At 37.5% G+C, this 21341-nt stretch carries 10 protein-coding genes, 1 tRNA gene and 1 CRISPR repeat array; of the genes, 4 read left to right on the top strand and 7 right to left on the bottom strand.

What is annotated here, in order from left to right:
* Nucleotides 1–41: 41 nt before the first annotated feature.
* A CRISPR array of direct repeats spans nt 42–1198; the repeat unit is 36 nt; unit sequence GTTGTTTTATCTTTTTAAATTACATCAAACCACAAC.
* A gap of 168 nt (nt 1199–1366) precedes the next feature.
* The 6 genes from cas2 to uvrA form a co-directional block, all read right to left on the bottom strand.
* Nucleotides 1367–1705: a CRISPR-associated endonuclease Cas2 gene (gene cas2, locus ACE1ET_RS14605; RefSeq protein ID WP_375729160.1), complete on the bottom strand. Its 339-nt coding sequence runs from the start codon at nt 1703–1705 to the stop codon at nt 1367–1369.
* A 53-nt stretch (nt 1706–1758) separates the two neighbouring features.
* Entirely contained in the window at nt 1759–2649 is an 891-nt protein-coding gene (cas1, locus tag ACE1ET_RS14600; RefSeq protein WP_375729159.1) for a type II CRISPR-associated endonuclease Cas1, read from the bottom strand.
* Between the two features lie 74 nt (nt 2650–2723).
* The gene (locus ACE1ET_RS14595; protein ID WP_375729158.1) at nt 2724–3347 is read right to left on the bottom strand and encodes a transposase; all 624 of its coding nucleotides are present in this window, start codon (nt 3345–3347) and stop codon (nt 2724–2726) included.
* A gap of 74 nt (nt 3348–3421) precedes the next feature.
* Nucleotides 3422–7477, bottom strand: a complete 4056-nt coding sequence (cas9, locus tag ACE1ET_RS14590) for a type II CRISPR RNA-guided endonuclease Cas9 (RefSeq protein ID WP_375729157.1) — start codon at nt 7475–7477, stop codon at nt 3422–3424.
* Between the two features lie 366 nt (nt 7478–7843).
* A tRNA-Lys gene (locus ACE1ET_RS14585) sits at nt 7844–7916 on the bottom strand.
* Nucleotides 7917–8099: 183 nt separating this feature from the next.
* The gene (gene uvrA, locus ACE1ET_RS14580; protein ID WP_375729156.1) at nt 8100–10940 is read right to left on the bottom strand and encodes an excinuclease ABC subunit UvrA; all 2841 of its coding nucleotides are present in this window, start codon (nt 10938–10940) and stop codon (nt 8100–8102) included.
* Between the two features lie 140 nt (nt 10941–11080).
* On the opposite strand from uvrA, the gene ACE1ET_RS14575 reads away from it, so the two are divergent.
* Genes ACE1ET_RS14575 through ACE1ET_RS14565 form a run of 3 tightly spaced genes read left to right on the top strand, consistent with a single transcriptional unit; the run spans nt 11081 to nt 13845 of the window.
* Nucleotides 11081–11554, top strand: a complete 474-nt coding sequence (locus ACE1ET_RS14575; protein ID WP_375729155.1) for a TlpA disulfide reductase family protein — start codon at nt 11081–11083, stop codon at nt 11552–11554.
* 1 nt (nt 11555) lies between these two features.
* Nucleotides 11556–13052, top strand: a complete 1497-nt coding sequence (locus ACE1ET_RS14570) for a DUF6029 family protein (protein WP_375729154.1) — start codon at nt 11556–11558, stop codon at nt 13050–13052.
* Nucleotides 13053–13071: 19 nt separating this feature from the next.
* Complete coding sequence (locus ACE1ET_RS14565) at nt 13072–13845, top strand: TlpA family protein disulfide reductase (protein ID WP_375729153.1); 774 nt, start codon at nt 13072–13074, stop codon at nt 13843–13845.
* A 54-nt stretch (nt 13846–13899) separates the two neighbouring features.
* On the opposite strand, the gene ACE1ET_RS14560 is transcribed toward ACE1ET_RS14565, so the two are convergent.
* Complete coding sequence (locus ACE1ET_RS14560) at nt 13900–17979, bottom strand: hybrid sensor histidine kinase/response regulator transcription factor (protein WP_375729152.1); 4080 nt, start codon at nt 17977–17979, stop codon at nt 13900–13902.
* A gap of 324 nt (nt 17980–18303) precedes the next feature.
* Between ACE1ET_RS14560 and ACE1ET_RS14555 the strand changes: the two genes are divergently transcribed.
* On the top strand, nt 18304–21333 hold the full coding sequence (locus ACE1ET_RS14555; protein WP_375729151.1) for a SusC/RagA family TonB-linked outer membrane protein: 3030 nt from the start codon (nt 18304–18306) through the stop codon (nt 21331–21333).
* The last annotated feature ends 8 nt before the right edge of the window (nt 21334–21341 follow it).

The following is a 21341-nucleotide window of genomic DNA, read 5'->3' as shown; positions in this document are numbered from 1 at the left end:
CAAACCACAACTAGACAGAGTTAATATTAACAGCGGATTCAGTTGTTTTATCTTTTTAAATTACATCAAACCACAACATAACCATTTTACTCATGTCTTGATTCTTGGTTGTTTTATCTTTTTAAATTACATCAAACCACAACGAACGGGGTGAAGGTGACAACTGCAAATGAGTTGTTTTATCTTTTTAAATTACATCAAACCACAACCATTGTTTTGGTTGTAAATTCCAACGGCACGTTGTTTTATCTTTTTAAATTACATCAAACCACAACTTAGCGGACTTCGCTTCTGAATCAGCTTGGGTTGTTTTATCTTTTTAAATTACATCAAACCACAACCTGAGCCACAAAAGGAAGTCCGGCCTCGTCGTTGTTTTATCTTTTTAAATTACATCAAACCACAACTATCATTTGGAGCAGTATCTTCCTGCCTTTGTTGTTTTATCTTTTTAAATTACATCAAACCACAACGGCCGCCAAGAGCGCGCGGCTGGATCCGGGGTTGTTTTATCTTTTTAAATTACATCAAACCACAACCGGCTGGTAATGGTATTTCGCATGCAACAGGTTGTTTTATCTTTTTAAATTACATCAAACCACAACTATCGAATCATCTGGGATGATTGGGAAGATGTTGTTTTATCTTTTTAAATTACATCAAACCACAACTATCGAATCATCTGGGATGATTGGGAAGAGTTGTTTTATCTTTTTAAATTACATCAAACCACAACTATCGAATCATCTGGGATGATTGGGAAGATGTTGTTTTATCTTTTTAAATTACATCAAACCACAACCATTTGACCTTCTTCAGCTCTGTTTTAGCAGTTGTTTTATCTTTTTAAATTACATCAAACCACAACTAAAAACCTGAAAGACTTAAAGGCGTTTTAGTTGTTTTATCTTTTTAAATTACATCAAACCACAACTAGAAATAGACAGTAGCAAAAATGATGCACGTTGTTTTATCTTTTTAAATTACATCAAACCACAACCGGCAAAGTTATCACTAACATTGATTAAATGTTGTTTTATCTTTTTAAATTACATCAAACCACAACTAAAGTCTTAATCATTGGAAAAGTACAAGGGTTGTTTTATCTTTTTAAATTACATCAAACCACAACGGGTTTGTACAACGAGCTTAAACCCGAAGCGTTGTTTTATCTTTTTAAATTACATCAAACCACAACCAACGTGCCCGGATAGCTTATATAATGCGTGTTGGAGCAGATAATAGAGCTAAAAAACCGGGGTAAAACAGCATGGAAGTGGTTAAATGCATTCATTTTTTCAATTCTGATGAATCACATTCCAGCACGTCAAAGAACAAACAAATTTAGTGAAATCGTTTATTAAATTTAAAATAATTCGAGCTGTTTCGGCCCTTCCGGTAAAGGTTTCGATTTAGTTCCCCAAAAATTCTGAATATTTCCATATTGCTTATCGGTTATGGACAGGATACTGATCTGTCCCTTTTCAGGCACAGAGGCTTTTACCCTGGTAACGTGCACATCTGCACTTTCCTTACTGGCACAATGGCGTGTATAGACCGAAAATTGCATCATTGTAAACCCGTCCTGCATCAATTCTTTTCTGAAACGGGTTGCAACTTTTCGTTCCTTTTTGGTCGTGACCGGAAGGTCGAAAAATACGAATAACCACATGATATGATATGCATTTAACCGGGTTTGTTCCATGATGTTTTAAATTACCTTTTCCAAAGTTTAAAACTTTGGAAAAGTTTCCTTAACTAACTGAATTCCGGATAACTTATTTTACGGCTTTCTCCCGCGAAGCACCTGGCTAGTGATGCTGTTGTCTGGGACAACGCTACCATTAATGGCCGCTTATTATCGCCAATATATACATCCATGGCCATAAGTTTTAATAGTTCGGCTTTATGCTCGGTTTCAATGGTAAAAGCATCGGGCCATTTTTTGTACATTTCTACAACAAGCTGATCCACAAATGGCCGGTATGGTTCCATAATATCATCGGCCAAACAAAAGGAATTGTACCTGTTTCTGTGAAAAATTCCCAGCGTAGTCAGCAAACCTGAACCGGCCAGCGCCCTTGCAACGGCTGAACGCAATAAAATATAACCATAGTTCAGAAAGTGATTAGGAGGATCTCCAAACCTGTCACGGATAAAGGTCTTTCCAAACAGGGTATTCCAGTAAACTCTGGCAGCAAATCCTTCCCGGTTATCACTATCCCCGCTTTTAACCGTTTTGGCAATGTTTTTTAATCCGGTTGGATCAAATCCGTTATGTTTGAGTAACGCCGCTTGGTTTAATATTTTGGCCTCAACCGTCTGTTTCCACAAATTCTTTTTTAATGGTTCAGACGCATTGATCTGATATCGGAATAATTCGGTCTGAATATGATTGGCATCCAGCGGAAGCAGCATAGATGAAGGCATATGTTTACTGTCGCAAAAAACTACAGCTACGTTAAATGCATTTAGCTGTTCAATCAGTTTCATACTGAATTTTAAATGCGGATGATCAAATACGATAAACCCAAGATCCTCAATCGGAACATTGGTAACCGGATCATTTTCCGGTGATTTTACTACCAGTTGCCGGTCTTTTAGCGACAGGTTGTAAGGATTTGAAAAGAAAAGCGTTCGTTTAAGCATGGTTGGTTTGTTTAACGTTTCCGGTTTAACGTTTCCGGTTTAACTTTTCCAAAGTTTTAAACTTTGGAAAAGGTCTACATATCAAAATCGTAAGGATGACGATGACAATAAAAGAAATTATCAAGTCCTCCAAACCTTTCAATTACTTCTCCCCGTTCAATCAACGTGTTCTTATTACCCGTAATGGCTTCAAATGATGAATATTTCCAATCTGATGGAGATGTGCAAAATCCATGAATGACAGGATTAAAATGAATGTAATTAACTAATTTGATGAAATATTCATCAGAGGTGACTTCTTTACGGCGAAAGTTTTTGTAGAACAGACTGCCTTTTCTGTTTTGGGTCAGATTAAAAGCCTGTGTGTAACTACTAAATAAGTTAGCATATTGTTTGCTGATATATTTACAGGTTCGATCTTCAATATTTTCCCGTTTTTCTGATTTACTTAACTTTTCCAAAGTTTCAAACTTTGGAAAAGTTACCAGCTTCGTAAGTTCATTTTCTTCCCGTATTTGAACAAAAAAATGAAAATGATTTGGTAATAAGCAATACGCCAGGGTTGAAGCTATCGGGGCAATATGGATTCTGTATTTTTCAAGGAAGAACGGATAATTCCGATCTTCGGCAAAAATATTTTCATGCCCGTTTGCATGATTGTAAATATGATAATATTTCCCTGGTTCTAGAGGTATCATCCGATATTAATTGGTTTTAAGAAATATATACCTTTTCCAAAGTTTTAAACCTTTGGAAAAGGTTAAATGAAAAATCAGTCTGACCGTTGTAAATTATTTATAAATTCAATATCGCCTAATGGATTGATTAAAAAATCTACTCTTTCTGTCAATGCATTAAACTGATTCTGACTCATTTTTCTTTGGGGTATATATTGTTCTTTGCTTTCAAACAATCCATCATATGTTTTCAAATCAGATGCGGGAGATGCCTCCATGTGATGCCTCATAAGAATATTTCCAAATTCATAATATTTTTGACCAGACTTTACTCTATTAGTTGATAAACCTACTATTTTGTATAATCGTTTATTTAAATCAGCTTTAGATAAATCATAGATTTCTTCAGGCGAATTTTCCCAAAGAATTACCATTGTGCCCACTTTAATAATTGCCTTTAATGGCAACTCAGTTTTTCCTGAAATTTTATTTTGCGAAAACAAACTGTCAACCGCCCCCAATTCCTGAACTTTTAATGCATTTTGAACAGAAAATTTAAAAAATTCCCCAGCCTGCAAATTATTTACTATCTCAAAATCACGCTTAATTTTCCCTCTCTCATCCTTGTTTTCATAAATGGCCATCATATAATTACCATCATTGGCAGCATAAAATTCCTCCTTCCATGGTTTTACATTCTTTACTGTCCTATCACGTTGTTTTTTAATATGTAATGGATTAGTAACAGAAGGCTGGTATAACCTCACCTTTTTAATAGGTATAGGCTCTCCATTCTTATTAGGTAGTGAATACAATAGTTTTATCTGTTCTTCAATAGCGATAATGTCCGATTTAATTTGTGATTCTGCTAATTCTTCAGCCTTCTGAAGTTTCTTTTTTAGTGAATCAATATCTTTTCGCAACTCCTTTTCTTTTTTTCTGGCGTCAGAAACAATTTCTCGTACACGTTCATCAACAATATTTTTTATATTACTGTCTTCCAAAGTGCCAAGCGGTTTACGAACCACATATTTTATTTTTTCTTCAATTTCACCTTTTTTATTTACCTCTTGTTGTTTTATGGCACCGTAAAATGTGTCTTTGTGAAGACTTCCACGCACCGTATCTCCTTTCAAATATATAGGTTTCCCATCTTTATTGTATTGAATCCTGCCACTTTTCCTTAATTTCTTTTTACTTTGTTTAGGCAGAATAGCAGGGGTATAATGTGAAATCAGAACTTCTTTTTCTATTTCCTTTACATCTTCTGTAAAAGTTGACCAAGGTTTGTCAACCTGAGGTTGTTGATCTACACCTTGAACATGCAGATCTTCAAATTCATGATAAAACTTTGCCAGCTTTTCGTACTGTTCTTTCGTTATACAGGCAATAGTTATGGCATCAATACAGTGGTGAATATGGTTAATACGAGCTTTCTTTTCGTATTCTTCTTGCAAGCCCCAATGTTTTCTGAAATCGGAAACGGTATTTCCTTTTACTGTGTAAACCTTGCCGAATAATGTTTTCAGATACAATCGTGAATATTTAGTAATGATTCCCGTATCAACAAGTTGGCTGTTTTTAAAACCTTCAGGAACATCTTGCATGGTAAATCGTTGATATTTGTCGCGCCAATAATCACGGTCGTAAGTCAATTTATGTCTTTTCTGAATGAATCTATCTTTTGATTCCTTATCTGTTGCTCCCCGCGTTTGACGTATAGCTATCTGAATTTGTTTATCCAATTCTTCATATTTTTCTTTCCAGCTTTCAATACGTTTAATTATTTCAGAATGATTGTTTAATTCAGATGGGATTTTATTCTTTTTAACGGAACGGTTAAAAACATTATCGCATAGTGTTTTATTTGCCTTTGAATTATCAAATGACAAACTTCTTGGAATAGTATGTTCAATATCGAAAGATGGGTTTGGTCCTAAAAACTCATGTATTGCAATTTCTTTACCTGTGTATAAACATTTGTGATTTTGTTCTTCCCAAAGCTGGTATTTTAATATTTCATCTTTTGTGGGTTCGCCTTCGTTCAAAAACTCCTTAATTTTTGAATAATATTCCTTTCTTCTATTTTCATTCTCACGCTGCCAGGTTTGAGTAGCTTTGCGTTCATTGGCATTTAGCAAACCGCGTGACATCTCGATATGTATTTTTGTTGAACTGTCAATAATTCCACTTTTAATCAGCTCATTTATAACGATTCGCAGTTGGTGCATAGCTCGCATGGCCATTGGGTTCCTTATTGATGAAACCATTGGGCTACCCAAATAATAGTTGCCATCTTTTCTTCTTACAGGTGGCTTATAAACATCAATTGCAGACGGATGATAAAGTTTAGTTAATTGTTTTTCCTCCACATCAAAATTATCAGTAATGAATTCAAGGATTCTTTCGTCAATTCGTTGAATTTTTGCATGTTCTCCCTTTCCTAAATTCTTTTTCATTTGCTTTTCCAGCAACTTCAAAGCATCTGATTCAATTCTAATTTTCTTATCATCAGAAAAAGCAGCATATCGCTTAGTACCAAAATATGAGGCGATTTTTGTCTTTAAGTCCTTTTCAAAAAGCTCTTTTGCTTCTTCGCTCCATATATAGTTATTCTCAGGATTTCGTGCCGTTGTAATAATACCGTTTACTATATTAATGATATCTTTTTCTTCATTTTGTGTATCAATAATCAATTTTATTTCATCCCGTATATAATCTTGATTCTTTTCATCTCTCCAAATACCATTCGGGATAACTTCTTCCATATTTGCCAGGAAAATAGCATGTGAATAAATAAGTCCTTTTCGCAAATACGGCAAAATCTTTCTTATTGCCTTCAAACTTAACGAAGCATAATCCTGTTTCAACCTGATCTTAAGAAACTCTTTAATCTGGTAATCGTTAAATATTAAACGATTTCTTGCAAATTCAGCCAGCTTTTCATCCGAATCATAGGAATAAAGTACATGCCAAATATCGTTAATGTCGATAACAGATTTTCTACCATCGCTTTCACGGTTATATTCAATTTGAATATTCATAAAATCGTCACCAAACAAATCTTTAAACCTTGATGATACTGGACAACCACTCACAGTTGTTTTCATACTGTAATTAAATAACCAGTCTTCAGGATTAATATCACGTTCTTTAAAATATTTGTATTGCTTTTTAGGAGACAATTGTTTTGCCAGGTCTTCAAAGTCGAAATGATCTTTACTTTTCCTATAAAACTGGAGAGCAATTTTATCCTTTTCCACATCTGTAAGAAATCGAAGCTGTTCATCTTCGGGAGTTTTGATTTTGATATTATTCACAAAACATAACATTCTGTATTCTTCAAACTCAGGTCGCGAAACTGCGCAACGGTGTTTATTGAGTTCAAAAACACATTTGCCAATGGTTCCTTTTTGAGATTTTAAAAGGCGTTGATAAAATATTGCTTTTTTAATTTGTTCTGTAAATTCCCTATCCAGATTCTGGAATTCACATATTTTGTTAAATTCTTCCAGATAATGGTCTTCTCTGTGGGTATATGTGTTTCTAATTTTTTCATTTCTCTTATATTTCTCAAAAAAGTATTGACCTAAGGTTTTATTTCCTTTTGATTCACTGATTTCAGTAATAGTCTTTTTAACCGCTCCATCGCTTTCCTTTGTGCCCTCTAATCTATTACTCAAAAACCCACGGCGTTGAGCTATATGATAAAAAGCACGTCCAATTTTATACCTATCTTCTTCACGATTTAAATTCAATTTTTGTTCAACAGCTAAAGCTCTAAAGTGATAAGGATTTTTCTTAGTTACCTCATCAGTTCTCTGCCATTCCAAAAATTTCTGGTTTGTTGGATATATTTTTTTGTTTTTCCACTCACTCAACTCTTTACCAGTTAATTCTGGACAAAACCCATATAAGGACAAAACTCTTAATGTATTAATTTTCCTTATTTTACGGCGATATTTTAATCTTCTTGCACTACGAAAACCTGTTCTCTCCGCAGCTTTTGAACCTTCAATACCTTTTTCAATTTTAACACCTTCCTGAAAAATTCTAACACCTTTATTCAATAATGTAAATTTTTCGTCTTCATTTTCCACAACAGCCCAGCCAATACTGTTGGTTCCAAGGTCTAATCCAAGAATTTTCATATTATTTAGTTTTTAAACCGGTGTGAAGTTTCAGGGTAAACATCACAGGGGCATTTTATACATAAGGTTATTAAAAGAATAGACAAGATACAAAAAGTTGATTAATAGCGCACTAAAACAAAACATGTTTCAAAACTGCATATTAGTACTTGTTGTTTTTATCGGAATACTGTAAATTTGAATCAGGATAAAATAAATTACATCTTATCACAATAAGGCTATATGCCGAAGGAAAATATTCCTATACTCCCGCTTCGGTGGGAGTTTTTATTTTAGGTAAATTGATACCTTTTCCAAAGTTTTAAACTTTGGAAAAGGTTATATAAAAAAAGAGACATCCAAAATTTGAATGTCTCTTTTGTGTTGTGACTCAGCTGGGGTTCGAACCCAGGACCCCATCCTTAAAAGGGATGTGCTCTACCAGCTGAGCTACTGAGTCTACACATTTTTTTCACCCTTCACTTTTTGCTTTCCTTAGCCACAACGGCTTTTAAGCGGAATGCCCTTTTTGTGTTAGGCGGTGCAAAGATATATTAATTCATATTACTCACAAATAAATCCTCTCAATTTTTCTGAAAATATTTACTTACTCAAAACTAAATTCCTGCTTTTCAGCATCTTGTTAATTCAATTTTTTTGCAAGAAATTTTGCGGTATACGAAATTTCATTCCTACTTACTTTTTCAGGTGTTCCTGTTATAACCAGACTGCCGCCCATATCACCGCCTTCGGGACCAAGATCGATAATGTGATCGGCACATTTTATAACCTCCATATTGTGTTCAATAATCAGAACAGAATGACCTCTCCGAATCAGCGCATTAAATGCTTCCAGCAGCTTACTGATATCATGAAAATGCAGGCCTGTAGTTGGTTCATCAAAGACAAACATTGTTGGATCAGGTTTCTCTTTGGATAAGAAGAAAGCCAGCTTCACCCTTTGACTTTCACCGCCTGACAAGGTACTGGACGACTGTCCCAGTTTAATATATCCAAGCCCCACTTCCTGAAGCGGCAACAGTTTTTTTACAATTTTCTTTTCGGTTGATCCTTTTCCTGATTTGAAAAAATCTATAGCTTCATCAACGGTTAACTCCAGCACATCGTATATGGACAAATCGTTGTACTTCACGTCAAGAATTTCCTCCTTGAAACGTTTACCCCCACAGGTTTCACAAGGCAGGTTAATGTCAGCCATAAACTGCATTTCGATTGTTATTTCGCCCTCGCCCTGGCATTCATCACATCGTCCGCCATCCACATTAAATGAAAAATGAGACGGTTTAAAGCCATTAATCTTCGATGCTTTCTGAGACGCATATAAAGCCCTGATCTCATCGTAAGCTTTCAGATACGTTACCGGGTTGGAACGGGACGATTTTCCAATGGGATTCTGATCCACAAACTCAATATCCTTCAACATATGAATATCACCTTCGATGGATGCATGCTCACCTGTTTTATCAGCCGATCCGCCATACAATTTTTTGAGTGCAGGATATAAAATATTTTTGACCAACGATGATTTACCAGAACCACTCACACCTGTCACCACAGTCATTACACCTAATGGAAATCTTACATCTATGCCCTTCAGGTTATTCTCAAGTGCTCCTTTTATTTCGATAAAATTATTCCACCTCCGGCGATGTACCGGAACAGGAATAACCTCGGCTCCCGTCATATATTTTGCCGTGTAGGAATCTACTCCGGTCAATTTATCCGGTTCACCCTGAAAGGTGATTTCACCACCCAAACGTCCGGCATCCGGACCAATATCGATAATGTAATCTGCTGCCTCAATAATCTCTTCATCGTGCTCTACCACAATAACCGTATTTCCCAGCTCCTTAAGCTTCTCAAGCACGCCGATTAACAGTTTGGTATCACGTGAATGCAAACCGATAGATGGTTCATCCAGAATATACATAGACCCGACAAGGCTGCTTCCAAGCGATGTTGCCAGGTTAATGCGCTGAGATTCTCCACCTGATAAGGTATTGGATAAGCGATTCAGGGTCAGATAACCTAAACCGACATCCAGCAAAAACTGCAGACGGTTCTGAATTTCAGGTAACAGGCGTTTGGCAACCTTACGATCCTTTTCATCAATCTCGATGCTGTTAAACACCTCATGCAGATCACGAATGGATAAATTAACCAGGTCGTTCATGGCATAACCGCCAACCTTAACATAAGATGCTTCTTTTCGCAGCCTGGTGCCATTACAAGACGGGCAGGTAGTCTTTCCCCGGTAGCGTGCCAGCATTACGCGATACTGAATTTTATACTGTTTGGATTCCAGGTATTTAAAGAATTTATGCAGTCCGTGAAAATATTTATTACCTGTCCATAGCAGTTTCCGTTGTTCTGGTGTTAACTTAAACACAGGTGTATGAACCGGAAAATCGAACTTTGAAGCATTATAGACCAACTCATCTTTCCACTCGCTCATTTTCTCCCCTTTCCAACACACCACGGCATCGTCATACACAGACAGATTTTTATTGGGGATCACTAAATCCTCGTCAATCCCGATAACCTTACCAAAGCCTTCGCATTCGGGACAGGCACCCAATGGATTGTTAAAGCTAAACATCTCTTCTGTGGGCTCAATAAATTCCATGCCATCGGCTTCAAATCTGTGCGAAAAAGGTTTTTCAATGATGTCATCTCCCTGATATACCTTTACAATGCAATTCTTCCGCCCTTCAAAAAATGCGGTTTCAACAGAGTCGCGAATACGGCTCAGAGAATCCTGATCATTGCTCACAGCCATCCGGTCAATCAGGATCAAACATTCCGAACATTTAATAGTTCTGTGGCTTTCAGTTTCCAGTTCCTCCGCGATATTGTAAAGTTCTCCACCGCGTTCTATTCTGCTGTATCCCTGCTTATTCAGGATATCCAGCTGTTCGGCATAAGAACGTCCTTTTGGTATAATCAGGGGAGAATAGATGGCAAAGCGTGTGCCTTCATCAAAGGCCATAAGGTAATCCACAACGTCCTCCACATTATCTTTTTTCACCTCAGAACCGGACACCGGAGAATATGTTTTTCCAATCCGGGCAAACAATAATTTCATAAAATCGTAAATTTCGGTTGAGGTTCCAACTGTGGATCTTGGATTTCGGGTATTCACCTTTTGTTCGATCGCAATAGCCGGTGGAATACCTTTTATGAAATCCACCTCCGGTTTATTCATACGCCCCAAAAACTGCCTGGCATACGACGACAGACTTTCTACATAACGCCTCTGCCCTTCTGCATATAACGTATCAAAAGCTAAAGAAGATTTCCCGGAACCCGACAAACCGGTAATAACTATAAGCTTTCTTCTTGGAATTTTAACTTCAACGTTTTTAAGGTTATGAACCCTTGCTCCCTTTATATGAATGTATTGATTTTCGTTTTCTGACATCGTCCTGAAATAAACCACAAATATAACTAAGATCGGTTTCATAACGTACAAAACATCCAAAGGGTTTATTGTTTAAACGTCTTCAGGACTATATTCTCTTCCTCTCAAAAAAAATTGCCATTGGTTGTAAGAAATTCAATCAGCTTACGTCTATTATTTAAACACAGTCTAAATTATATTTTATGGGCAAACTGTTAATCGTCCTGTTTCTGTTTCTTTTTACGGCACAAATACGGGCTCAAAACGTTGATATAGAAATGAAATCAACGGACAATAAGTGGGTAAATCTTCAGGATCAACTGGGAGAAAAACTGACCATCATCGATTTCTGGGCAACCTGGTGTAAGCCTTGTCTGAATGCGATGCCAAAGATCAACAGCATTTATGAAAGCTATAAAAATAAAGGTGTAAATGTAATTGGAATAAGTGTGGACAGTCCCAGAAACCATTCAAAAGTAAAACCGTTGCTCAGTTCTCTTAAAATTACATATCCTGTTCTATTTGATATGGACGAGGATTTGAAAAATGAACTGAACGTAAGTGTGATGCCTACGCTTTGCATCCTGAATTCTGAAGGAAAACTGATTTACATGCACGAAGGATTCACGCCGGGTGACGAGGAAAAAATAAAGGAAGAAATTGAAAAACATTTGTAAGATGGCCAGGTTCGTTATTCCCATATTGCTGTTATCTTTTCCGTTGAAAACGCTCGGGCAGCTGTCTCTGTATCATTTAGCAGAATACCAGCATGGCAATATTCCGGGAACAGAACCTGAAAACCTCAATACCCTCTATGATCAGTTTAACCTTCAGTATCGCTGGAAACCATTGAAAGCCAGCCTACGCATTGAACAGTTTTACTCACCTGACTCACTTAGTGGTGATTACCAAAAGATATCGCAGTTTATGCTGAATTACAGAAGACGTGGTCTTGACATAAAACTGGGAAACTATTACGAAACGTTGGGCAAAGGACTCCTCTTCAGAGGATATGAAATAAGCAATGCCGTTTATGAGGATCAGGTTTACCGGGTTAAACAAGGGTTTTATAAAGATTTTCTGGGTGCTTATGCAGGCTATACCGATCAGTGGTTTTCAGTAAAAGCCCTGACAGGGAAAATGCTGAATAACCAGTTGCCCATAACCAGCGATAAGCGTAGGGAAAATTATATAAATGCAGGAGAGGCACAGGGATTTTACAAATCGTTTTATTTCGGATCTGTTGTCATGAATTCCGTGTTCAATGATATGACCCAAAATTTTCTGAGCCTGTATACCGGTGGTTCTGTTGCGGAAAACATCAGTTATTACGGCGAATATGCATCTGCCGTTGGTTCGGATCAATCGTATTTTAACACATCCATGGACAGTCAATACGGCGCTTATTTTAATGTGACGTATTCCATTCCGGGATTCGGGATCAGTGCAGAGTTAAAGGATTACCACAACTTTTTCATCGGTTCCGGTTTTTCGGATCCGCCAACATTAGTCAAGGAACACTCCTATCGTTTACTTAACCGAAGCACCCATGTACCGGATCTGAATAATGAAAGCGGCTACCAGGTTGAACTGTTTTTTGCACCAGCTGACCAGCAGTTAATTACGGTGAACCATTCCAGAACTATCAATAAACTCTACGATAACTTTAACTCCTTTGAATATTTTGTGGAATGGTATGCTACACTATGCACATCGAACCAACTAAAGCTATTTGCAGATTATTCCGGAGATGAAATCAGGTTTGAACCGGAACGCTATACCACAGGAATATACTATACACATTATATGGGTTCAGAATGGAGCCTGTCCTTCGAATCGGAAGCACAGTGGTTGAAGCGGCAATTTACAAACAGCGCTGCCAGTATGTACCATAACCTGTTTGGCAGTCTGGCGGTAAATATGTCAACCACATTTTCTGCCACGTTTGTCCTGGAATTTACGGATGATCCGGTTGCTGCGGACCGTTCCAATACAGCAGAAATAGAAACCAGTCACTTTTTCCCGGGATTGAGCCTGTCGTACCGGCCTGACCGCAGAAACACCCTTCAGCTTTTTGCGGGAGAACGACGTGGCGGTCCCGCCTGCACCGCAGGAATCTGTTACGAAGTGCTGGATTTTAAAGGCATTGAATTACGATGGATATTAAAATTATAACATTTAAAATTGATACATTATGAAACGTTTAGCTTTACTTTTTACAATTATCTTTCTGGTGAGCGTATCGCTGCCGGCTAAAGATATCGGATCAACCGCACCTAATTTTACATTGGATAAACTTACCGGTGGTAACGGCATGTTAACGGATTACAACGGGAAGGTTGTTTTTGTATTTATGTTCGGTTATGCCTGTCCCTACTGTATTGGTGCTGCACCTCAGGTGAAATCACAAATCCTTGAAGCTTTTAAGGATAATCCGGACTTTGTAGCCATCGGAATAGATACCTGGAACGGAAGTGCAGCACAGGTTCAGAATTTTAAAAATTCAACTTCACTGGATATGACCATGTTTCTAAAGGGTGGTCCGGTTGCAAGCAGCTGGGAAACAACGTATGACAGGCTTATTGTTATTGGTGCCGACGGTAAATTCAAATATATTGGAACTTCAGGTGCCAGCAGCACTATCACACAAACGAAAAGTGCCATACAGGAAGCATTGAATAATCTGGCAACTCCAGTAAAAGAGGTAACATCAGAAGCACTGAAACAGAACTATCCAAATCCGTTCAGGGAAAGCACTACAATACCATTTCAGCTGGAAAACGGAAATGATGTTAAAATTGAGGTGCTTGACTTGTCCGGCAAAAATATAAAAACATTAACGGAGGCATATTATCCGGCTGGTGACCATAAAGTCATATTTAAAAATGATGGGTTGAAATCCGGCATTTATTTTTACCGTATCCGATCCGGAGACAGATCAGAATCCAGACTGATGACAGTGAAATAAATATTACAGATTTTTAAAAGACTGTCTTTTGCCATCGATGAACACATAAAATACTTAATTATCCGCGATTATTGAGGACGGCGAAACATTATAGTATTGTTTGAATGATTTACTGAAATATGCCGGATCGCTGTAACCTACTTTATAGGCAGTTTCTGAAACAGTGTACATACCTGTTTTAAGAAACTTACGGGCTTCCTGCATTTTTATCTTACGAATGTACTCTGTTGTTGACAAACCGGTAATTTTCTTAAGTTTTAAATGCAGAAGTGTTCTGCTTATAAGCAAATCATTACACAATTGCTCAACGGAATATTCAGCATTTGAAAGTTGATCCAGTATTATTTTGTCCAGTTTTTCCAGAAACATTTCATCCTTGATATTTAACCTGAAAGCCGGCACTTTCTCGTCATCGACTTCTGTTTTGGCAAAATCATTCCGAATATTCTGTTTGGTTCTCAATATGTTTCTGATGGTTAATTCCAGCTCCCTGAGGTTAAATGGCTTATCAATATAAGCATCAGCCCCCAGATTCAAGCCCTCCAGTTTTGAATCATGCCCTGATTTAGCCGTCAGCAGAATGACAGGAATGTGACAGGTTTCAAAATTATCTTTTATACTAGAACAGAGTTCATATCCATCCATCTCCGGCATCATAATATCACTGACTATTATATCAGGTTGAGAATGTTCAATTCTTTGAAGGGCAGCTTTGCCATCATAAGCCACAGTTACCTTAAAGAAACGTGAGAAATGATGACTCAGAAACTGCGAAAGATCCTTGTTATCCTCAACAATCATTAATTCAAAACTGGCATTCTCATTGTTTTTAAATGTTTCAGGTTGCATCTCTTCATTATATTCAACGGCATTTTCTATGAGGTCATCATTGAGTTTTGTATTTCTGGAAATGAAATCTTCATTCTGGATCAATTGTGGTTTGGGATAATGAATCAATGGCATATGGATGATCACGGTTGTTCCCGTTTTCCCATCACTTGTAATATTTATAGTCCCGTTTAAAAACTCTGTCAGGCTTTTTACGAGTGATAATCCGATACCGCTTTTATAAATATTACTTTCACTGTTTGTAAAAAACGGATTAAAAACCTGATCAATTTTAGATTGCGGAATGCCCGGACCGGTATCCTTTATGGTAAGAACCATTTCGCTTGCCAATTTCTCGTTTGGATTTGGATTGGTATGGTCAAAGCTGTCTATAATTTTTACGTCAATTAGTATATTCCCCTTTTTCTGAAATGAATTACAGGAATTACTTAACAGGTTGGTAAGAATTTTTTCTATTTTATCCGCATCGAAATAAACGATATGGCTATCCTTATTCGTTGTAAACCGCCCGGAGATATTCTTTTTTTCCATCAATGGAACGAACAGGTCAAAGGTACTTCTTAGAAAACCAATAATATCGCCATTATTAAGTTTAAGCGTGGAATGATCACTTTCCGTTTTTCTGAATTCCATCAACTGATTGATAAGGAACAATAATCTGTGTGCATTCTTTCTGATCATGATTCCGTAATCCTTAAGTTGGGGTAATACATCCTTATATTCCAAAAGTTGGTCAATTGTTGCAATTACAATGGTAAGCGGAGTTTTAAATTCATGACTGATATAGGTAAAGAAGTTCATCCGGTGCTGATTAATGGCATCGTTCTTTTCCTTTTCCAGTTGCGTCATTTTAATCTTCAGCTTTTCGCTTTGCCTTTGCATGCTGTATCTCCAATATCCATAGATCAGTGACAAAAGAATAAGGAGATATAACATGATTCCCCAGATTGAAAGCCAGAATGGCGGCAAAATCGTAATTTTCAAACTCTTCATTACACCACTTTCATGTCCTTCACTATCGAATACCTTCACATTAAATGTATAATTCCCGGGAGATAAATTAGTATAGGTTGCACTGGTTTTATTACCGACCTCATTCCAGTCCGTTTCAAAACCATCTAAATAATATGCATAATAATTGTTTTTAGGAAAACGGTAGTTAATTCCAATAAAATCTATGGCAAATACATTGTATTTATAATTCAGAACAACTTTGTCCTGATAGTTAATATGTGAACTTAATATACCTCTGTCCCCTATTTTAAGTGGACTGTTAAAGAGTTTAAAGTCGGTAAACAGGATTTTAGTCTCTGGATTTTTTATTTGCAGTTTGCCCGGATCAAAAATAGTAAGTCCGTTAACTGCCCCAAAATAAATTAGTCCCTCTGAATTATTAAAGCATGATTTATAATTATACTGGTTTCCTGGCAAACCGTGTTGTTCAGAGTATTTAGTGAAGGTATTCAATTTTAAGTTATACATCACTAATCCCTTATTTGTACTGAACCAGATATTCCCATCTTTATCTTCCGTTATAGCATAAACGGTATTGTTTGGTAATCCGTCTTTCATCGTATAACTTCTGAATGTATTGCCTTGGGAGTTGTATTTTATCAAACCTCCCTCAACTGTTCCAAACCATAAATCACCTTTAGAAGCAGTAAAAGAATATACGATAACATTACTTTTTATTGCGGGTTCAGTTTGTGTATTATAACGGGTTACATTCTGCTGTTTATCAATTTTATATATTCCTGTATAATAGGAACAAGCCCAAATATTCCCATTTTGATCCTCATTCACATGGTAAATAAAATTATCCTGAAAATATTCAGGCTTAAACATCTTAAAATCCACTTCATCAGGCTCTTTAAGGTACAATCCACTAATGGCACCAACCCACATTCGTTTCTTCGAATCAATTTTAATGGAAAATACGTACTGTAGCGGATTTGGATTCAACAGCTTAACTTTCTCAATTTTTTTTGTGCCGGCATTAAGTTTATTCAGACCACCTATAAACGTTCCTATCCAGACGTTACCCTCATCATCCTGTGTCAGGGCATGCACATTATTTGAGGCCAGTGAATACGGATTATTCTTTTCATGTTTCAGATATCTGAATTTTTCAGTTACCGGATTATAAATCGATATACCCGCGTCTTCACTTCCAATCCATATTTCACCGTTGTTTGTCTCAAGCATTTCACTAACGGCATTACCACTCAAAGTACTCATCCCTCCATCTGCAAAAATGTTCACAAACCCGGATTCGGATGGGATGGTATAATTCACCCCACCAAAATAGGTTCCTACCCACATGGTATTATCCGTGCTTTTATAGATGGAGTAAATGGCTTTGTCATTTAATCCTTTATAGGCTGAATTAAAGGTCTGGCCGTAAAACAGGAACTTTTGCTGTTCAACATCATATATATACAAACCAGATTCTGTACCAATCCATAAGCGACCCTTGTTATCCTCATTTATGACCCTTACAAAGTTGTCTTCCATTGGATTAACACCTTCCTTCATTTTTAATGATGTAAAGGCATCTTTATTTTCGTTGTATAACCCCAGTCCGTTTCTTTTGGTTCCGATCCAGATATCACCACTGGAATGTTTATAAAAGTACTCTACATTAACTGAAGTAAAATCAAAGCTTTCACATCCCGGAGTATTATTATTATAGTGTTTTATAATCTCTCCATTCAGATTCATCATATGTATTTCGTCGTGGGCAGCTCCCCAGATGATATCTTTTTTATATTCACAGATATCACGGTAATTTTCAGTGCTGACGCGTTTGACATAAAAGGAAGAATCTATTAAGTAAAGACCACTCGATGTTGCCGCCATCAGTTGCCCTGAAGAAAGTTCTATTATTTTGATAACGTCTCCTATGGTAAAACCATTTGTAATTATCGGTATAAACCGGTCCTTTTCCTTCTGATAACAGCAGGCTCCCTTATCTGTACCAACAACTAGTTTCTTGTTTGAAGTTACCAGAACCTGCCGTACTGTATTGCCAGGTATATTATCTGGTCCACCATTGCTGTAATAGGATTTCACCGTTTTACCATCAAATTTATTCAAACCTTCCCTGGTCGCAATCCACATTAATCCTTCCGCATCCTGGGTAATGTTGAATACCGTATTATTTGAGAGGCCATCAATAGACGTAAGCTGTCTGAATTGCAGGTAATTACTGATATATTTTCTATTGACTGCATTTAACGGCATAAGGGCATTCACAGCCGTAAATATCACGATCGAATAAACCATCCGCCTGAGGACAGAAAGGGAAGTCAAATGCTTGTGAAATGCGTACAAATTCATAAAAAATGACGTAACGTTCTAAAGATTCACAATATTAACTATTTACAACCGATAATTTTATTACAACAGGCAAATATTGAACACAGTTACATGAATATTGAACATAATTACACGGGGCATGCACTTCAAAAATTAACATTTTTTTAAGTTATGAACGCCAGCACATAACTTTTGAACTTCTGACACCGGTTGCTCCGGACAGGACTAAATACATTTGCCTTATCACACATTATAGTTAACAGGTTTAACCACACATTTAATTAATACTCTATGAAGCGTATTCTACTATTCACAATTTTAACATTTGCTTTTACCTCCTTTTTTGCACAAACAAAAATGGTTAAAGGCAAAGTGAGCGATCCTGCCGGTGAGCTCCTTATTGGTGTTAATATAATGGAAGAAGGAACTGATAACGGAACCGTATCAGCTTTCGATGGCACCTTTTCCATATCCTTAACTTCGCCCGAAGCTGTTCTGGTATTCTCCTATTTGGGATATGAAAAGCAGGAAATTCCGGTTCAGGCAGGGTCAGAATTAGACGTTGTTTTAAAACCGCGTGTAAGTAACCTTGATGAACTGGTCATTATTGGTTATGGATCGATCAAAAAGAGGGACCTCACCGGATCAATGTCTGTAATCAAACTTGACGATGCCCAAACTCCGGAGGCCCTTTCTGTCGGCAATGTAATCCAGGGTATGGCATCCGGCGTTAAAGTAAGTTCCAACGGTAACCTTGGGGCTGAACCAAACATCCAGATCAGGGGAATTGGAAACTTTGGTAACAGCCAACCTCTGTATGTTATTGATGGTATCATTTCAACAGGCGGATTACGCGACCTGAATGTAAACGACATAGAATCAGTTCAGATTTTAAAGGATGCCTCCACTGCCGCCATCTATGGTAATCGTGCTGCCAACGGTGTAGTTATCATTACCACTAAAAAAGGGGTAAAAGGTAAACCACGCATAAATGTAAGCACCACATTCAGTATGGATAAACTTCCTGCACTCCATCTGATGGATACTGCGGAATTCTTTAAATATAACGACATGGCCTACGAAAATGCCGGTCTTGAACCTCAGAACCATTATGACAATAGTACCGACTGGGAAAAAGAAGTGTTAAGAACCGGATTTTCAAAAGATATTAACCTAACGGTTTCAGGTGCAAATGATTATCTGAATTACCTGGTTTCAGCAAACTATTACAATATTAAAGGAACCAGCATGGGAACGAACCTGGATCGTTATAATATCCGTGCCAATACAGAATATAATAAAGGTCGGTTTACGGTTGGTGAAAAAATAGCCGTTACAAAGACAGAAGTCATTCCTTCATCCAGCGGTAATCCTATAACCGATGTTATGCGCATGACACCGGATATAGCTGTAAAAGACAGTACACATCCGGGTGGTTGGGGATATGGCGATGAAGACAGGGCCAGAACATTTGGAACCAATAGCCTTGCTGTGCAGGATTTGAACCGGATTAAAAACTGGAATACCCGAATTAGAGGAATCGTTTACGGACAGGTAAAACTATTTGACTGGCTTAAATACAGAGCCAATTTTGCCTACGAGACCAGTCTGGATGGAAGTCAGCACAGACGTCAGGAAGGTAACTGGACATTAAACCTGCCTTTTGAACCAAACAGTTTGTATGACTTTACAGGAAGATACCAGTCCTACCTGTATGAAAACTTCCTCACATTTGACAAAGAGATTAATGGTCATAAGATTAATGTGGTTCTCGGGTCAAGCCGTCAGGATCAATCCTATAAGCTGGAACAAAACACCGTTAAAAACTTTGCGGAGTGGAATCAGGATATTACCGCCATTGCAGATCCAACAGGCAGTGATACAATAAATGTAAAGCTGCGCGCAGAATGGTTTTTACTGTCGTACTTCACAAGATTAAACTATGACTATAAGGGCAAATATCTTTTAAGTGCCTCTTTACGCCGCGATGCATCATCACAATTTGCAAAGGAATACCGTGCCGGATATTTCCCTTCCATTGCATTAGGCTGGATCATCAGCAGTGAAGACTTCTTTAACGTACCATTTATAAGTAATCTGAAACTGAAAGCCAATTATGGCGAACTTGGAAACTCAGCTATTGTAAACTGGGGAGCTGTATCTGGTCTGTATGATTATATTCCTACACTTACAACATACCCACTGTATGTATTTGGGAATGATGTTATTCATGAAGGAGCCACCGAACGGGAACTTGTAAACAGGGATTTACGATGGGAAACCAAACAGATAGCCAATTTTGGAACCGATATGGGATTCATTAAGAACAAGCTACAGATCTCTGCCGATTACTTTATATCAACGACAAAGGATCTTTTGCTGGAATACCCTATCCTTCTTGCTACAGGAAACGATGGTGGAAATCCATGGGTTAATGCAGGAACACTGCAAAACAGAGGTGTTGAAATAGAAGCCAATTGGAGCGATCAGATAAGAGCCTTTAAATACTCTGTATCCATAAATGCCACGAAACTTAAGAACGAAGTTCTGGATCTCCCCTATTTTGACCAATCCATTACAACAGGGCTAACCAAAACCACTATTGGTGATCCTTTAGCCATGTTTCATCTGATTAAAACAGACGGGATTTTCCAGACCGAAGAAGAAGTTCTCGCTCATACGACAGATATTTACGATGAGGTAACCGGTGAATTTATTGAGACTGTTGTGATTCAACCGGATGCTCAACCCGGCGATCTCAGATATATCGATTACAATCAGGATGGAATTATTTCACAGGCAGGTGACAGGCAATATGCCGGAAGTCCGTGGCCAAAACTTGAGGCAGGTATCAACATTAATGCCAGTTACAAAGGTTTTGACTTTACCGCTCTCGGATTTGGCGCTTTTGGTCAAACCGTATGGAACGGCACAAAGGCCCTGATTGAAAGTTTTGCAGACAACTCCAATTATGCAACAGGTGTGAATCCATGGACCCCGGATAATACAAACACCACCATGCCCAGGATTATTTACGGTGACGACAGAAATACATTGGGCTACACAGACTACTGGCTGGAAGATGGCTCATATTTTAAAATTCAGCAATTAAGCCTTGGTTATAGCCTGAACGGAAAAGTTTTGGAGAAATATATCCGCTCTGCAAGAATAGGTATATCGGCTCAAAACCTTTATACATTCACAAAATACAATGGACTTGATGCAGAGTTTAATAACGGAAATAAACTTGAATTTGGAGTGGATGGCATAGCCTATCCTAATCCAACATCTTATCTGCTTTCCATAAATATTACATTCTAAAACAGTAC

Origin of the sequence: Quyinboa mangrovi (assembly GCF_042219825.1) — a bacterium.
In the GTDB taxonomy this organism is placed as follows: domain Bacteria; phylum Bacteroidota; class Bacteroidia; order Bacteroidales; family UBA5342; genus JBHJHP01.
Note: the sequence above shows the minus strand (reverse complement) of the source record. Positions and strands in the feature narration are given on the sequence as shown.

What these genes read in the sequence shown, in the direction of transcription:
- cas2 (WP_375729160.1), bottom strand. Translation starts at nt 1,705, where the DNA reads ATGGAACAAACCCGGTTAAATGCATATCATATCATGTGGTTATTCGTA.
- cas1 (WP_375729159.1), bottom strand. Translation starts at nt 2,649, where the DNA reads ATGCTTAAACGAACGCTTTTCTTTTCAAATCCTTACAACCTGTCGCTA.
- ACE1ET_RS14595 (WP_375729158.1), bottom strand. Translation starts at nt 3,347, where the DNA reads ATGATACCTCTAGAACCAGGGAAATATTATCATATTTACAATCATGCA.
- cas9 (WP_375729157.1), bottom strand. Translation starts at nt 7,477, where the DNA reads ATGAAAATTCTTGGATTAGACCTTGGAACCAACAGTATTGGCTGGGCT.
- uvrA (WP_375729156.1), bottom strand. Translation starts at nt 10,940, where the DNA reads ATGAAACCGATCTTAGTTATATTTGTGGTTTATTTCAGGACGATGTCA.
- ACE1ET_RS14575 (WP_375729155.1), top strand. Translation starts at nt 11,081, where the DNA reads ATGGGCAAACTGTTAATCGTCCTGTTTCTGTTTCTTTTTACGGCACAA.
- ACE1ET_RS14570 (WP_375729154.1), top strand. Translation starts at nt 11,556, where the DNA reads ATGGCCAGGTTCGTTATTCCCATATTGCTGTTATCTTTTCCGTTGAAA.
- ACE1ET_RS14565 (WP_375729153.1), top strand. Translation starts at nt 13,072, where the DNA reads ATGAAACGTTTAGCTTTACTTTTTACAATTATCTTTCTGGTGAGCGTA.
- ACE1ET_RS14560 (WP_375729152.1), bottom strand. Translation starts at nt 17,979, where the DNA reads ATGGTTTATTCGATCGTGATATTTACGGCTGTGAATGCCCTTATGCCG.
- ACE1ET_RS14555 (WP_375729151.1), top strand. Translation starts at nt 18,304, where the DNA reads ATGAAGCGTATTCTACTATTCACAATTTTAACATTTGCTTTTACCTCC.